Annotated in this window: 15 protein-coding genes and 2 pseudogenes; 8 read left to right on the top strand and 9 right to left on the bottom strand. The window is 70.0% G+C overall.

The genetic code is table 11. The features are described 5' to 3' along the window. Positions 1-2 precede the first annotated feature (2 nt). Positions 3-1,259 (top strand): MFS transporter, encoded by a 1,257-nt coding sequence (locus ACWDR4_RS02335; RefSeq protein ID WP_450402812.1) that lies wholly within the window; start codon positions 3-5, stop codon positions 1,257-1,259. Positions 1,260-1,400: 141 nt separating this feature from the next. On the opposite strand, the gene ACWDR4_RS02340 is transcribed toward ACWDR4_RS02335, so the two are convergent. After that, positions 1,401-2,261, bottom strand: a complete 861-nt coding sequence (locus ACWDR4_RS02340) for an NAD-dependent epimerase/dehydratase family protein (RefSeq protein WP_450402815.1) — start codon at positions 2,259-2,261, stop codon at positions 1,401-1,403. A 200-nt stretch (positions 2,262-2,461) separates the two neighbouring features. Here ACWDR4_RS02340 and ACWDR4_RS02345 point away from each other — a divergent pair, with 200 nt between their 5' ends. From ACWDR4_RS02345 to ACWDR4_RS02360, 4 genes and pseudogenes are all read left to right on the top strand, one after another. Then, complete coding sequence (locus tag ACWDR4_RS02345) at positions 2,462-3,310, top strand: helix-turn-helix transcriptional regulator (protein WP_450403327.1); 849 nt, start codon at positions 2,462-2,464, stop codon at positions 3,308-3,310. 206 nt (positions 3,311-3,516) lie between these two features. After that, positions 3,517-3,907 (top strand): annotated as a pseudogene (locus ACWDR4_RS02350) (recombinase family protein); the annotation flags it as partial. Continuing rightward, positions 3,907-4,257 (top strand): annotated as a pseudogene (locus ACWDR4_RS02355) (transposase); the annotation flags it as partial. The pseudogenes ACWDR4_RS02350 and ACWDR4_RS02355, both read left to right, overlap by 1 nt. Positions 4,258-4,408: 151 nt before the next feature. Continuing rightward, a complete protein-coding gene (locus ACWDR4_RS02360) occupies positions 4,409-4,585 on the top strand; it encodes a hypothetical protein (RefSeq protein ID WP_450403376.1) in 177 nt (58 codons plus the stop codon). A 67-nt stretch (positions 4,586-4,652) separates the two neighbouring features. Here the strand turns inward: ACWDR4_RS02360 and ACWDR4_RS02365 are convergent, their stop codons facing one another. The 4 genes from ACWDR4_RS02365 to ACWDR4_RS02380 all read right to left on the bottom strand — a co-directional run bounded on the left by ACWDR4_RS02365 (position 4,653) and on the right by ACWDR4_RS02380 (position 8,641). Beyond that, positions 4,653-5,135 (bottom strand): type II toxin-antitoxin system VapC family toxin, encoded by a 483-nt coding sequence (locus ACWDR4_RS02365; RefSeq protein ID WP_450402818.1) that lies wholly within the window; start codon positions 5,133-5,135, stop codon positions 4,653-4,655. After that, entirely contained in the window at positions 5,122-5,727 is a 606-nt protein-coding gene (locus ACWDR4_RS02370) for an OB-fold nucleic acid binding domain-containing protein (protein WP_450402821.1), read from the bottom strand. Before ACWDR4_RS02370 ends, ACWDR4_RS02365 begins: the two co-directional genes overlap by 14 nt. Before the next feature lie 1,085 nt (positions 5,728-6,812). Further along, on the bottom strand, positions 6,813-7,361 hold the full coding sequence (locus ACWDR4_RS02375) for a GNAT family N-acetyltransferase (RefSeq protein ID WP_450402824.1): 549 nt from the start codon (positions 7,359-7,361) through the stop codon (positions 6,813-6,815). After that, positions 7,361-8,641 carry a hypothetical protein gene (locus ACWDR4_RS02380; protein ID WP_450402826.1) on the bottom strand — a complete coding sequence of 427 codons (1,281 nt, stop codon included), beginning with the start codon at positions 8,639-8,641 and terminating at the stop codon, positions 7,361-7,363. The genes ACWDR4_RS02375 and ACWDR4_RS02380 overlap by 1 nt, the downstream gene beginning before the upstream one ends. Positions 8,642-8,808: 167 nt before the next feature. Between ACWDR4_RS02380 and ACWDR4_RS02385 the strand changes: the two genes are divergently transcribed. Further along, entirely contained in the window at positions 8,809-9,195 is a 387-nt protein-coding gene (locus tag ACWDR4_RS02385; RefSeq protein ID WP_450402828.1) for a DUF6415 family natural product biosynthesis protein, read from the top strand. Continuing rightward, positions 9,192-9,401, top strand: coding sequence for a hypothetical protein (locus tag ACWDR4_RS02390; RefSeq protein WP_450402831.1), 210 nt, complete (start codon positions 9,192-9,194; stop codon positions 9,399-9,401). Before ACWDR4_RS02385 ends, ACWDR4_RS02390 begins: the two co-directional genes overlap by 4 nt. 46 nt (positions 9,402-9,447) lie before the next feature. On the opposite strand, the gene ACWDR4_RS02395 is transcribed toward ACWDR4_RS02390, so the two are convergent. Continuing rightward, positions 9,448-9,762: a cupin domain-containing protein gene (locus ACWDR4_RS02395; protein ID WP_450402833.1), complete on the bottom strand. Its 315-nt coding sequence runs from the start codon at positions 9,760-9,762 to the stop codon at positions 9,448-9,450. A gap of 180 nt (positions 9,763-9,942) precedes the next feature. Beyond that, positions 9,943-10,926 (bottom strand): GTPase Era, encoded by a 984-nt coding sequence (gene era, locus ACWDR4_RS02400; protein ID WP_450402836.1) that lies wholly within the window; start codon positions 10,924-10,926, stop codon positions 9,943-9,945. Between the two features lie 205 nt (positions 10,927-11,131). Here era and ACWDR4_RS02405 point away from each other — a divergent pair, with 205 nt between their 5' ends. Continuing rightward, positions 11,132-11,470 carry a P-II family nitrogen regulator gene (locus ACWDR4_RS02405; protein ID WP_450402839.1) on the top strand — a complete coding sequence of 113 codons (339 nt, stop codon included), beginning with the start codon at positions 11,132-11,134 and terminating at the stop codon, positions 11,468-11,470. A 30-nt stretch (positions 11,471-11,500) separates the two neighbouring features. Here ACWDR4_RS02405 and ACWDR4_RS02410 read toward each other — a convergent pair whose 3' ends face one another. Together ACWDR4_RS02410 and ACWDR4_RS02415 are read right to left on the bottom strand one after the other, a co-directional pair. Further along, complete coding sequence (locus ACWDR4_RS02410) at positions 11,501-12,505, bottom strand: WxL protein peptidoglycan domain-containing protein (protein ID WP_450403329.1); 1,005 nt, start codon at positions 12,503-12,505, stop codon at positions 11,501-11,503. A gap of 157 nt (positions 12,506-12,662) precedes the next feature. After that, complete coding sequence (locus ACWDR4_RS02415; protein ID WP_450403332.1) at positions 12,663-13,991, bottom strand: beta-xylosidase; 1,329 nt, start codon at positions 13,989-13,991, stop codon at positions 12,663-12,665. Positions 13,992-14,056: the final 65 nt, after the last annotated feature.

Raw genomic sequence — 14,056 nt, forward strand, 5'->3', positions numbered from 1 at the left:
CGATGACTGAGGTGTCCCGCTCGGTGGGGGCGCTCGCCGAGCCCGTCGAGCGGGTCGGGCGGGGGTGGACCGCCTCGCTGTCGCTCGCCAACGGGGCGATCTGGGTGGGCTGGTTCGGACCGCTGCAGATCCTGCTCGCCTCCCAGGCCGAGGACTTCGCGCCCGGCGCCGGGATGTCGAAGGAGACCCTGCTGGCGTGGGTGGCGGGGGCGGGCGCCCTGGTGTCGCTGGTGGCGAACCCGATCTTCGGCGCGCTGTCGGACCGGACGACGTCGCGGTGGGGGCGCCGTACGCCGTGGATCGTGGCCGGGGCGGCGGGCGGGGCGGTGTCGTTGCTGCTGCTGGCGGGTGCGGGTGGGCTGTGGACGATGGTGGCCGGCTGGTGCCTGGTCCAGCTGACCCTGAACGCCGCCTTCGCCGCCGTCACGGCCGCCGTCCCCGACCGGGTGCCCCGGCTCCAACGGGGCTCTGTGGGCGGCTGGTTGGGCGCGGCGCAGATTCTGGGAGTGGTGGGCGGTACGGGCCTGGCGACGGCGGTCGGAGGCGTGGGGGCGGGATATGCGGCGTGCGCGGCGTTCACACTGCTGGGTGTGCTGCCGTATGTGCTCCGGCACGGGGATCTGCGGCTCGCGGCCGAGGACCGGCCGGTGTGGTCCTGGCGGACCTTCCTGGCGGGGTTCTGGCTGAGCCCGCGCCGCTACCCGGACCTGGGCTGGGCCTGGCTGACCCGGTTCCTGATCAATCTGAGCAACGCGCTGGTGCTGCTGTATTTGCTGTACTACCTGCGGGACCGCCTCGACTACTCCGACCCCGAGGCGGGTGTGCTGATCCTGACGGCCGTGAACAGCGTGACCCTGCTCGCCACGGTCGTCGTCGGCGGGGTCTGGTCGGACCGGGTGGGCCGCCGCAAGCCGTTCGTGGTCTGGTCCGGGGTGCTGATGGCGGTGGCGACGGCCGCGCTGGCGGGCTGGCAGACCTGGCCGGGGGCGATCGTCGCGGCGGCGGTCCTCGGGGTCGGCTTCGGGGTGTTCACGTCGGTCGACTTCGCCCTGATGACCGACGTACTGCCGAAGGCACTGGACCGGGGCAAGGACCTGGGCGTCATCAACGTGGCCAACGCCCTGCCCCAGGTGGCGGCCCCCGCCCTGGCCGCACCGATCGTCACCTACCTGGGCGGATACCGGGTGCTGTATCTGGTGGCGGCGGCGATCGGGCTGGCGGGGGCGGTGCTGGTGGGGCGGATCAGAGGGGTCGACTAGGGCCGCCTGTCCGGCGGATCAGGTCGCGGGCAACCGACGACAACGCCGCTGGGGGTCCCCCTCTGGGGGAGTGGGTGCCAGACCCCGCGTCCGCGGCATGATCCGCCGGACAGGCCCTCGCTCACAGGGCGCAGGCGTAGCTCACAGGGCGCCCGCGTCCCGGGCCGCCCAGACGGTCGGGTACAGCGGGCGGTAGCCCAGGTCCCGGCGGATGCGCTCGGTGGACATGATTCCGAACCACGGGTCGGGGTCCGTGCGGTGGTGGGCCTCGGCGGGGATCTCGACGCCGTTGAGCTGGTGCAGTTCGACCGCCGTGACGGGGGCGTCGTCGGCGATGTTGTAGATGCGGCCCGCCACTCCGGGCGCGTGCAGGAGACGCAGGAGGCCCTGGGCGACGTCCGCGTGGTGGGCCATCTGGAGCCGCTGGGCCGGCGCCCAGTTCGCGGCCCACCTCAGGGACTGGGCGAGATGCGGATCGCCCTCGCCGTAGACGAAGGGGAGCCGGCCGACGCGCACGTCCATGCCCTCGCTCTCCAAGGCGAGCAGTTCCTGTTCGGCCGCCGCCTTCGACTCGTTGTACGCACCCCACATCATGCCGCCGGGCCGGATCTCGTCCTCCTCGACCAGCGGGCGGCCCCTTCCGGTGCCGTACACCATCCCCGTGCTGACCTGCACGAAGCGCTGTACGCCGGAGGCCAGCGCCGCCCGGCCCAGTTCCACGGCCGCGTCCCGGTTGACGGCCCACGCCTCCTCGTCCGGGACCCCGCGGAAGGAGGCGGCGACGTTCACGACCGCGTCCACCCCGGTCACCGCCTTGCCGAGCGCCTCCGGGTCGCGCAGGTCCCCGAGGACGACCTCGGCGCCCAGCTCGGCGAACGGTTCCCCACGGGCCTCGTCGCGCACCAGGATCCGTACCCGCTCCCCCGGCCGGCTCCGCGCCAGCAGCCTCGGCACGAAGCGCCGGCCGACCTGTCCTGTCGTGCCTGTCACCAAAGTCAGCATGTTCTGCTCCTCGCGTTCTCTTCGTTCGCGTCGTTCGCTTCGTTCGTTCTCGTTGCGGTGCCATCACTCTGGGACGGTGTCGGGGCTACCGGGAGAGACCCGTCTTTCAGGGGATCGGCAGGCCCTGGATAAGTCGGGCGGGGTCGGCCAGGGTGGGGAGGAGAGGCTCGAGAGGAGTGACCTGCGTGGTGACCGACGTGGTGAACCGGGGCGAACTCGCCGACTTCCTGCGCCGTGGGCGGGCCCGGCTGGAGCCCTCGGCGGTGGGCCTCGCGCCCGGTGCCCGGCGTCGTACGCCCGGTCTGCGCCGCGAGGAGGTGGCGTCGCTGGCCGGGATGTCGGTGGACTACTACACCCGCCTGGAGCGCTCCCGGGGCCCGCGCCCGTCCCGGCAGATGCTGGCCGCGCTGGCCCGGGCCCTGCGCCTCACCGACGACGAACGGGACCACCTGTTCCACCTGGCCGGCCAGGAACCTCCCCGGCGCGAGAGCGTGTCCGAGCACGTACGGCCGGGGCTGCTGCTGATCCTCGACCGGCTGCACGACACCCCGGCGCAGGTGATCACCGACTGCGGGGAGGTGCTGGCGCAGAACGCGATGGCGAGCGCGTTGTCGGGGGACGTGTCGGCCCGGCCGCCCCGGGAGCGGAACCTCGTACGGCGGTTCTTCCTGGACCCGGCCGCCCGGGCGCTGGTCCCGCCGGAGGACTTCGCCGAGCACGCGCGCAGTCACGTGGCGAATCTGCGGGCGGTCGCCGCGGCCCGGCCCGGCGATCCGGTGCCGGCGGCGCTGGTGGCCGAACTGCGGGCGGGGAGTGCGGAGTTCGCGGGGCTGTGGGAGTCGCACGAGGTGGCGGTGCGGCGGGCTGCGACGAAGCGGTTCGTGCATCCGGTGGTGGGGTTGCTGGAGCTGGACTGCGAGATCCTGCTGGCGCACGATCATCGGCAGTTGCTGATCGTGCATACGGCTCGGCCGGGGACGGAGTCGTACGAGCGGTTGCGGTTGCTGCGGGTGGTGGGGGTGCAGGATCTGTCGCCGAGCGGGGGGTGAGGAGGGGGCGGGCGAAGGGTTTCTCGCCCGCCCCCTCCTCACCTACCCGTCCCATCCTTCTGGGGCTCCGCTTCCGAACCCCCGTATCGCTGAACGTGCTCGTCCTCAAACGCCGGTCCGGATACTCCAGACGTACCGCTCTGGAGTGACCCCAGGTGCACACCCTCACCCGCCCGGACGGGGATGCGTCCGTCCAGACACGAGACATGACCGATACACCCCGGAACCCGCTCGCGGGCACGGTCTACACCGAGACTCTGAGGGGTGTGCGGTGTGTCCGGCTGTCCGTGATGACGGACGAGACCACCAGCCCCGAGCGGCAGCGCGAAGCTGACGACATCGCAGCAGCCCTCAGAATCGGCTTCGGCGACAGTGACGCGCTCAGCGAAGCCGCGACCTGGACGTGAGCGCGTCCGCGTTGGCCCCTTCGACCGTCCCCAGCTCGGCGAGTGGCCCGCCCGTCCCGACGACTTCGATGCACTCGTGTGGTGGCGCTTCGACCGTGCCATCCGGTCCATGGCGCACATGCACGAGCTTGCCGCGTGGGCCCGCGAACACCGCAGGATGCTCGTCTTTGCCGAGGGCATCGGCGGGGGCGGCTCACCTGCTTCGCGACCAACACCAAAGGCGGCCAGCTCGCCGACCTCGATCTGCGTCACCGCAGGCGGGCCCGTTGCGAGAACCGCATCCGGGGCGCCCGCGCCACCGGCCTGCGCAATCTGCTCCTGCACGACACCGCACAGAACCGGATCTGGCTGGAGATCGTCTCCCTCGCACTCGACCGCCTCGCCTGGATACCGATGCTCGCGCTGACCGGCGATGCCCGCCGCTGGGAATCCCAGAAGCTCCGCCTCCGACTGTTCTCCGCCGCCGCACAGCTCGTGAACACCGGCCGCCGCCGGCTCCGCCTGCCCGCCCAATGGCCCTGGGCCAACGTCGTCACGGCCGGAAGCTGCGGCTGCGCGTCGGTCGGCGGGTGCACAACGCATGAAGGCGGACACTCGAAGCGGGTGCTCGTTGAACTGAAAGGACGGGAACCGCCCGCCCTGCACCATGCGTCCCAATCGGCACCATCATCACGACCACCAACGGAGAGTCATGAGCTTCAACGAGGAGTATCAGGACGCGTCGAACGCCGCGACCCTGGCACTACTGAAGAACATCGAGCAGGCTGCCGAGGACACGAACAAGCTGAACGCCAGCTCGCGCACCGAGGCGTTGAAGAACCTTGCCGAGGCCTTCGCCTACGTCACTTCGCCGAACAACTCGCACTGACGACGCAGGCCAACGCCCCGTTGCCCACCACGGACGACGGGGCATGGCCACACTTGGGACACCGTGCTCAGCTTCCAGTACCGGAAGGCAGCGGGAACAGCCCATCACCGCCGAACTCGTATGGCTCCTCCACCCAGACACCCCGGTACTGCTCCGGGACGTTGAACGCCTTCAGATCGCGGCTTAGGAACACGTCAGCTTCAGCGTAGATAGCCGTGGCCATGTGGATGGCATCCATCCCTTTGATCCGTGGACGATCGACACTGATGTCTCTGGCCAGCAAGCCGATCCGCCGCGTCGTGTCGACCAAGGATACGTAGGGCTCTTGAAGCAGCGTGCGGATCCTCTGCTCTGCTGCTGCGTCGTGCGGGCCGTTGTTGTGCCCACGTGCTTCAGCGAACATCACAGTGGATGCGATCAGTTGCACTTGCCGTTTGTTGGCTGCATGCAGCCACGTCTCGACCTCGGAGCAGCTCATCTTGCCCTCAGCCCAGTCGATGTAACAGCACGCGTCGAGGTACGCACGCTGTGGGCGGTCAGGCCTCGCCACGGATCACCGCCAGGTGGTCGAGTGCGCCAAGGCCGCCGGTCATGTCCGGCCAGAACCCGCCGCGTAGCTCCTCATCAGACAGGGACGGCTCGGTGGGTAGCAGCTCAATCTCATCGACCCTGATGCTCACGACCTGCCCCTGCGCGTTTTCTGTGATCCGACCTGTCACTTCCACCCGGTCGTGCCCCCACGCCTGGCGCAGTTGCTCGCGCTGCTCCTTGTCGCAGACGAGCGGGATCCGCTCGTGCCCCACCTCGGACCACAGAACCGCCCGGAGCCTTCCCTTCGCATCGGACAGTCCACCCAGATGACCTCGGCGCGAGCCCAGCGAGGTGTATCGGGCTCGGACTGCTTCCTGAAGGTGACGCCGAGCCCGTTCGGTGACTTCCGCTTCCGCGATGACGTCCCCGTTGATCCGCAGCGCGAGCCGCATGCCGACGTCCCGGGATGCTCCGAGAGTACGTGCCACAGCCTTGCCGAATTTGGCCGCGTGCATCGTCCAATCCGCGGGGATCACTGGCCTGTCCTCGGCCGCCGCGAACCCCTCGACAGTCTGATGCAGGACCCGGTCTACCTGCTCGTAGCTGGACACATCCGGTACGTGCAGAGGTGCTAGCGCGGCTACGGTGCTCCCGAGACCGAGGCGGGTAAACGTCCACCGTGTATGTGCTGGCCGTCGGCGCGAGGTGTGGCCCCACGGTTGGGGTGATCGCTGCAGTTCTGTGGTTTCCAGCTCCTTGAGCAGGAGTAGAAGCGACTCCATCGCCTTGAGGGTGGAGCCTGCATCCATACCGGCGTGAGGGCCCCGCAGTTCCACGTCCAGTTCAGATCCCACGGAACTCCTTCCCCTCACCGTATGTCGTTCGTGGCCTGCCACTATGCCGTCGCTCACGGCCATCCTCCCCCAGCCCACGTGATGCTTCACCCCGAGGAGTGGCACGGTACCGACAGCAGCAGAGCAAGAACAGACTGAGTGGTCCCCCGGCCCTCCGCGCCGATCGCAGGGGCAGCCGATCCTTGGTGTCCTGGCTGACGTGCGCTGAACCCTGCGATCGGGTGGAGCGGTGCTGACACCGTGCGGGCATTCACGCCTCATGTCCAGCCTTGCCGAGCACGCCGAGGCCCTTCGTCCTACCGCCACTCGCTCCGCTCCTGGCCACCGTGCCGCTCATAGCCCATTGCGGGTCTCGAACTGGGCAGTGAACGGGCAAAAGCCCGGCTGCCTGTCGAGTCGATGGCGTCTCGTGGCCGCCCCTTCAACCTTGCCGCATGCCGGACCTGGCATCGGCAGCACGCAGCTGGCTAACGCAGAGGGCGCCCTTTCAGTGCTCCTACATCTGCGGGCCGCCGCCACACCACTCGATCAGCTTGGAGACGGCGACGTACGTCTCATCCACATCCTCAGTCCCGGCGCGGCGCAGGAACTCGGCGATGTCTCACAGCCCGTACACCCGGCCGAGGATCTCGCCTGTCGACACGCACCCGCCGACCGCCGACCTCGTCGGGCAAATACACGACCACAGGCAGCACGGAAGTCCATGCCGTCAGCCTCTCCCACGCGTGGGACACGCGCGCCTACCCCCCGAGAGGCGTGCCGTCGCCCCGGTAACCTCGCTGGTCAAAGCCAACGCATCGCGTCCCTGTGCTGTTACAGGGCGTGCCGTCGGGTGGGAAGACTCAGCGCAGTTCCAGCACCATCGCGTCGTAGAACGGGGCCTCGTCCCACGGATGGGACTGCCCGACCTTCCGGTACCCCCAGGCCACGTACGCGGACTGTGCCGGTGCGGCCTCCGGCTCCGGCCGCATGGTCAGCGTGACCCGCTCCACCGACAGGCCGTCCAGCAGCCGAGCATGCAGCCCCGCCGCGATGCCTTGGCGCCGCCACGGTTTGCGCACCGCGAGTTCGATGACGACGAACGTCCGCTCACCACTCTCCTCCGTAAAGTCCTCCGGCATCGGCTCCAGCAAGTTGTTCCACCACCGCGTATCCGCAGGCAACCGGTAGCCGAAGGTGAACCCGACGACCTCGACGCCATCACGGGCCAGTACGAGCCGGAAGCCGGGGCGCTGCGCCTGCACCTGATACCGCTCGATGAACTCGGCGACGTCCCGCGGCCCTTCGCAGTACGGAGGCTCAACGTAGACCTCCTCGTACGTGGCGAGGAACGCGTCGAGCCGCCCGCCCGCTGCGGCTCCCTCGTACCGCTCGTACGTCACTTCGGCCATCAGCCGTCTCCCTTCTGCTGCACGTACTCGGTCAGTTCCTCAGCTGCGTCACGGGCACTGACAGCGTCCACGCCGTCGAGGAGTCCGCGGACCTCGGTCAGGCGCCGCCCCACCCGCCCGGACTCGACCTCTGCGAGGTGCTCAAGACTGCCGACGGCCTCGGCGGCGCCCTCGTCGATCTCTCCGGCCTGTACCAGCCCACGGGCGAGCGTGAGCCGGTACAGGGCTCGGTTCCGGCCGTATGTTCGATGCTGATGGGCCAATGCGGCACGCAGGAACGGCACAGCAGCCTTATGGTGCCCGGTCTCGGTGTAGAGCAGGCCATGCGCGTATTCGAGCTCCGCATGCCCGTGGAAGGCCGCCCACTCCGGCGCTGGCCGTCCGCGGTCGGAACGGTCGACCATGCGCATGGACTCCGCGAGCCGCTTGCGTGCCAAGCTGAGATCGCACATCAGCGTCAGGGCGCGCGCCTCCCGTGCGGCGAGCAGCGACACAAGCACCGGTGAGCCGAGGGTCACGGCTCTCTGATGTGCGGCGCGGGCTAGGTCGTAGCCGTCCCGCGGCCTGCCTTCGTAGCTGGCCTGCATACTCAGGCTGGCGAGCACCAGGATCTCAAGTCCGTCGTCGCGCAGCATGGTTGCTGTGGTCAGGGCCTCGCCCCAGTAGCGGCGCGCGGCGTCCTGGTCGTCGGCGTCGTAGTACAGCCACCCGCATTGCTCGGCGGTTTCCCCGGCGAGCATCTGGAGTTGGCGGCCGATGGTGTCGGGGTAGCTGCCGGTGTTGATGACTCGGCGGACACGGCGCAGGTGGCGCACAGCCAGGGAGCGGACGTCGCCGCCGCCGTACGCGTCGTCGAGGGTGTAGAGGGAGCGCAGGCCTTCACGTAGCTCGACGATGTGCGAGGTGCCGACGGCGTCAGAGGAGCCAAGTGCCAGACCCGCGGCAGCCCCGAGGGAGTCAGCCACGAAGTCGCGGCGCCCCACGCCCGTGCCCTCCGGGTGGCCGGTCAGTGTCCTCGTCGCCGTGCCCGGCTCCGGCCCGGGGAAGCCCATGTCCAGCGGGCTCATGCCGAACATCGCGTGCAGTACTCGCCAGGACCCGGCGCGCGGCCGGGGAGGGTTGGGCTGACGCCATCGTCGGAACTGCCTGTCCGTGATGACCACCTGTTCACCGACCAGTTCGGCGGTCGCCTCGAATGCCCGCAGAAACGCGGCAGGTTGGCTCCATCGGCGCCCTGCGCACTCGCGCGCGAACGGTGTCTGCGCCTCGTCCTCGTCCATTTCGTACCCCCGGATACGACCACTGGTACTGACCGTAGCTTCTGTATCGGAGGCGGGAAGTCCGCGGTCCGGCGGAAAGTCCGCCGGAAAGTCCGGCCGTTGGTCCGTCGAGGGCGTGCCGTTGGGGGTTGTCTCGTGGTGAGAGGGAGCGCCGAGGAGGCATACGGATGACGAAGAACGCAACGGCCCGAGAGGCTGGCACCGAAGCGGAGGACAACCGGCCGCCGGACATCGAGACGATGCGCGACAGCGCCCGCACACTCCTCGTCGAGGGCGCCGAACTGCCCGCGCCCGACGAGCTGGACATACTCACCGTGGCGCTGCGCGGGCACATCCACCTGCTCATCCCCGAGGTGGCAGCGGCGGCGGCGCGGGAGCCGAAGGACAGCATCCCCCGCTACTGCGCGCTGGCCTGCATCGGCGAGGCGCACAACAAGCTGCGCCTCGGTGACGGCGACACGCTGCCCATCCGGGTCTCGGTGGCGCGAAAGCTCGCCCGCGTCGTCAACGCCCTGTGCGACCACCACGAGAACCTGAGTGGCGTACGGCCATGACCGCAGCCCTGCATGTGTGCCGCTACTGCGACGGCCTGATCACCGACCCGGACGACGCGGTCGAGGTCGCCTACGAGCACGGCAACTCCGGGCCCGGCCGCACCGTGTGGGCCCACCGCGAGCACGCCGACCTGATCGACCGGATCGACCCGGACGCCCTGCGGATCATGACCCGCATCTGGGCTGCTCGACAGCACGACTTCTGAGCCCCCGCCGCCGGCCTCCATACCCCGAGTCGGCGGCGGAGGGCGGCTATCCTCCGCCAGGTTGTTCGCGCCTTGGTAGTGGATGACGTCGCCGCCGGGCTCGAATCACCGCGTCGCCCGCCTTCAGCACCCGGGACGGCTGCCCCTCCAGCTCGAAGAGGACCTCGCCCTCGGTCACATAGCCGAACAGCGGCCCGGGATGCCGGTGCGGGGGTGCGCCAGGGTCGCGGGGGGCGAGGGTGACCCGGACGGACCTGGCCTCGGAGCCGGCCGGGATCAGGGCCGCCGCATCGGGCATCGACGTGATCACGTCGATGCCCGGGGGCAGGTGTGCGTGCTCGGCACTCGTGTGTTCCTCCAAACAGAGACTGTCCGGAGTAAGGACAGGACCGGACCCGTGTTTGTGACAGCACCCAGCCAGCCACGGAGGTCTTGGCGGGTGCCCGTCCATCGGACAGCAAACGGGTGGGTGGGCGGGCGGGAACACGACCTGGGCAGCGTCGGCCTCGCCCATCAAACTCCGGCCGAGTCAAACGTGCCCTCAGAAGCCCAGCTTGCGCAGCTGCCGAGGATCCCGCTGCCAGTCCTTCGCGACCTTCACATGGAGGTCCAGGAAGACCGGCGTACCCAGCAGCGCCTCGATCTGCTTCCGGCTCTTGATCCCGACCTCCTTCAGCCGCTTGCCCTTCGGGCCGATGATGATGCCCTTCTGGCTGGGCCGCTCGATGTAGACGAACGCGTGGATGTCGAGGAGGGGCTTGTCCGCCGGGCGGTCCTCGCGCGGGAGCATCTCCTCGACCACGACCGCGATCGAGTGGGGCAGCTCGTCCCGTACGCCCTCCAGCGCAGCCTCCCGGATCAGCTCCGCGATCATGACCTGCTCCGGCTCGTCCGTGAGGTCACCCTCCGGGTAGAGCGCCGGCCCCTCGGGGAGCAGCGGGACGAGCAGGTCGGCCAGCAGGCCCACCTGCTGGTCGGCGACCGCCGACACGGGCACGATCTCCGCCCACTCGAACCCCAGCTCACGGCCGAGCTGGTCGATCGCGATGAGCTGCTCGGCCAGCGCCTTGCTCTCCACCAGGTCGGTCTTCGTCACGATCGCGATCTTCGGCGTCTTCTTGATCGCCGCCAGTTCCTTCGCGATGAAACGGTCACCGGGGCCGAGCTTCTCGTTCGCCGGGAGACAGAACCCGATGACGTCGACCTCCGCCCACGTCGTCCGCACCACGTCGTTCAGGCGTTCGCCCAGCAGCGTGCGCGGCTTGTGCAGCCCCGGGGTGTCCACCAGGATCAGCTGCGCGTCCGGACGGTGCACGATGCCCCGTACCGTGTGCCGCGTCGTCTGCGGCTGGTTCGCGGTGATCGCCACCTTCTGGCCGACCAGAGCGTTCGTAAGGGTGGACTTGCCCGCGTTGGGGCGGCCCACGAAGCAGGCGAAGCCGGCGCGGTGCGCGGCCGATGCCTTCGACGGCACGGACGGCTCGGACGGCTCGGATGACGGGGTACGAACACTCATGGCGCCCATTGTCCCTGATCCACGGAGACCCGCCGCACGCCGAGCCCCCGCACGGCCCCTGGGACGGCCTGGGAACACACCGGCCTCGGCCTTACGGCGCACGCCCGGACCGGCATACGATCACGGCGTCCCGGGCCACGGCGCCCCGGTCCTGTCCGTCCTCCGTCCCCTCCCCCGAGCAGCGTCCCTCCGCGCAGAAGGTCAAGAGCCAGGCATGAAGCTCATCACCGCGATCGTCAAGCCGTACCGCCTCGACGAGGTCAAGAACGCGCTCCAGGAACTCGGGGTGCACGGTCTGACCGTGACCGAGGCCAGTGGGTACGGGCGCCAGCGCGGGCACACCGAGGTGTACCGCGGCGCCGAGTACCAGGTCGACCTCGTGCCCAAGGTCCGGATCGAGGTCGTCGTCGACGACGGGGATGCCGATGCTGCCATCGACGCGATCGTCAAGGCGGCTCGGACGGGGAAGATCGGGGACGGCAAGGTGTGGGCGTTGCCGGTCGACTCCGTCGTGCGGGTGCGGACGGGTGAGCGCGGGCCGGACGCGCTCTGAGGCGAGCGGGCGTCGTCTTGAGCCAAGCGCTCAACCGGAAGTGCCGCTAGAGGTTGTCGGTTCGGTACTGCCCCGTCGTGGCTGGTCGCGCAGTTCCCCGCGCCCCTTTGGGGCGCGGCCCGCTCGGGGCGTGTTTCTGCGGGACCTCACTACCAGCACCGTCGCCACCACCCCGAACGCCACCAACACCACCGCCATCAGCCACGGCAGGGCGAAGAAGGACACGCTCGCCGACTCCCGGGTGTCCTTGGCGGATGCCGTCAACGTGATGTCGCCCCAGTCGAGTTGGGGTGCGTCGTGCCAGGGTTCGGTGAGGTGGACCCGTTGGCCGGGCAGCAGCTCGGAGGGGATCTTGGTGAGGTCGCGGGTGAGCAGCGTACGGCCGAACAGGCCCTGGGCCCGCAGCTCCACCCGGGGGTCGAGGGTGACGTTCCCGGTGTTGTGGAGGGTGTACGAGATCGTCGCCGTGCTGTCGCCGAGGCCCGGGACGAGGGGCTGGTCGTGGCTGATCCGGACCTTCTCGACGGCGAGCGCGGAGACGGCCGGCCCGCTCACCCGCAGATAGACCCGTGCCCCGACCGCCCGCCGCACCCCGAGTGCCAGTGAGCCGTCGCCCGTGTCGATCCGTTCGTCGAGGGCGACCAACGCGCCCACGTGGTCGCCGGGTTCGGCCCGTTCGGGCACCCGGAGGGTGAAGGGCACGGTGACCGACTTGCGCGGGGGCACGGTGACCCGGGACTTCGCGGGCCGCGCCCAGGCGCCGACGCCGCGCTGCTTCTCTTCGAGGGTGCGTACCGCGAACCCGCCGTCGCGGGCGGTGTTGTAGGCGTCGGCGGCGTACAGCCGGAAGGTGAGCGGCTTGTCCGTCTTGTTGGCGACGGTGACCTTGTCCTCGACGGCCGTACCGGGATCGGCGGAGAGAAAGAAGTACGGGCGCTGCGCCACGGCCGACGCCGAGGGGAAGACCGACCAGCTGCCGTTGTCGGCGGCGCGGGCGGGCGCGGGCGTCAGGAGTGACGTACCGAGCACCGCCATCAGGAGTGCGAGAAGGGCGTACGGCTTGCTGCGTATCGGGAGCGACATCGGGAGCGACATGGGCGCGGACCCCCCACGGACGGACGGACGGCCGGAGCGGTCGGGCGGGTGCGCGCCCGGCCACCGGATGACGAACGGACCGTTCAGGAAGGGCCGTTCAGGAGAGGGTGAGGGTGAGTACGCCGGAGTACGTGCCCGGCGGGGTGAACGCCGGTACGTTCAGGGACAGTCCGGCGTCGACGGTGAACTCGCCGCCGGTGAGCGTGCCGTCGGGCGTGGAGGCCAGGGTGGCTCCCGAACTCCCCACGGCACCGGCGGAACCGGCCTGGCAGGTGCTGGGACTTCCGGCCTTGGTCGCACACGCCGGGGTCCAACTCAGCTTGCCCGCCTCGATCTTGGCGCCGGGACCGGTGAAGTCGGTGACCTTGCCCGTCAGGGACCAGCCCGCGGGGCCGCCGCGGAAGTCCTTGACGGTCACCGTCTGCAGGGCTCCGTTCGAGGCCCCGCCGCTGCCGAAGTCGACCGCCGACAGCTGGACGGCGTCCCCGGCCTGGGTCATGGACAGCTTGCCCGCCTGGACGGTGGTCGTGAGCTTCTGGCTGTTGGCGGGAACGGGCGTGTCGTCGATGACGACGTAGGCGGCGGGCGGGGAGCCCCTGGTGTCGCTCCACGCGCTGCCCTCGTACGCCACGACCCCGGTCGTCGTCTTGTCGTTGACGGCGAGGGTGCCGCTGAAGGCGCCCTGGGAGTCGGCGGTGACGGTCGCGGTGTCGGCGGTCTGGGTGGCCCCGGACCGGCCGGCGAGGGTGACCGTGGCACCGGCGGTGAAGTTGGCGCCGTTCACGGTGACCCCGGCGCCCGGCGCCCCGGAGGCCGAACCCAGCGTGATGGCACGGGTGTTGGTCTGGGTCCCGTCCGTCGCCGTGATCGTCTCGGAGACGGGTGCGGGCGGGGTGATGAGGGTGCAGGGGGTGTCCAGCTCAAGGATGTAGCTGGTGTGGATGTTGTAGTCGCCGGGCGAGAGGGTGATCGCACCGGGCGCGGTGACCGTGAAGGTGCCGGTCATGTCGAAGGACGGGAAGGCTCCCCTGCCGGGCACGGGGTCGTTCTTCTTGGGGCCCACGACAGTGATGTCGCCGGTCTGCGCTCCGCCCAGGGTGACCTTTCCGCTGGGCGTCATGATGTCGGCGGGCAGCGGGAGATCGGTGGGGTTGCTGGCGGCCGGCTTGACCACCGTGTACTTCACGGTGACGGTGTCGCCGACCTTGGGCGCGGTCTTGTCCACCGTGATCTGTCCGGTGGTGGTGCCGTCGATCGGCGGGATGCCCGCGATCGGCGGCGGTACACAGTGCGTGGCGTAGTCCACGGCGGCGGACGCCGTGGTGAGCGCGCCGGCCGGGACGGCCAGCGCACCGCCCGTGGTGACCGCGAGTGCGGTCGCCCCGAGCAGCGCGGCCCAGCGTCGTCTTCGGCCGGTCGAACCCATGGTTGCCATGGTGGCCATGGTTGCCCCCTCTGAGGGATGCGGGCGCAGCGGCTCGTCTGCGCCGA

The organism is Streptomyces sp. NPDC000878 (assembly GCF_053599695.1).

What these genes read in the sequence shown, in the direction of transcription:
- ACWDR4_RS02385 (WP_450402828.1), top strand. Translation starts at nt 8,809, where the DNA reads ATGACGAAGAACGCAACGGCCCGAGAGGCTGGCACCGAAGCGGAGGAC.
- ACWDR4_RS02390 (WP_450402831.1), top strand. Translation starts at nt 9,192, where the DNA reads ATGACCGCAGCCCTGCATGTGTGCCGCTACTGCGACGGCCTGATCACC.
- era (WP_450402836.1), bottom strand. Translation starts at nt 10,926, where the DNA reads ATGGGCGCCATGAGTGTTCGTACCCCGTCATCCGAGCCGTCCGAGCCG.
- ACWDR4_RS02405 (WP_450402839.1), top strand. Translation starts at nt 11,132, where the DNA reads ATGAAGCTCATCACCGCGATCGTCAAGCCGTACCGCCTCGACGAGGTC.
- ACWDR4_RS02375 (WP_450402824.1), bottom strand. Translation starts at nt 7,361, where the DNA reads ATGGCCGAAGTGACGTACGAGCGGTACGAGGGAGCCGCAGCGGGCGGG.
- ACWDR4_RS02335 (WP_450402812.1), top strand. Translation starts at nt 3, where the DNA reads ATGACTGAGGTGTCCCGCTCGGTGGGGGCGCTCGCCGAGCCCGTCGAG.
- ACWDR4_RS02410 (WP_450403329.1), bottom strand. Translation starts at nt 12,505, where the DNA reads ATGGCGGTGCTCGGTACGTCACTCCTGACGCCCGCGCCCGCCCGCGCC.
- ACWDR4_RS02360 (WP_450403376.1), top strand. Translation starts at nt 4,409, where the DNA reads ATGAGCTTCAACGAGGAGTATCAGGACGCGTCGAACGCCGCGACCCTG.
- ACWDR4_RS02415 (WP_450403332.1), bottom strand. Translation starts at nt 13,991, where the DNA reads ATGGGTTCGACCGGCCGAAGACGACGCTGGGCCGCGCTGCTCGGGGCG.
- ACWDR4_RS02380 (WP_450402826.1), bottom strand. Translation starts at nt 8,641, where the DNA reads ATGGACGAGGACGAGGCGCAGACACCGTTCGCGCGCGAGTGCGCAGGG.
- ACWDR4_RS02340 (WP_450402815.1), bottom strand. Translation starts at nt 2,261, where the DNA reads ATGCTGACTTTGGTGACAGGCACGACAGGACAGGTCGGCCGGCGCTTC.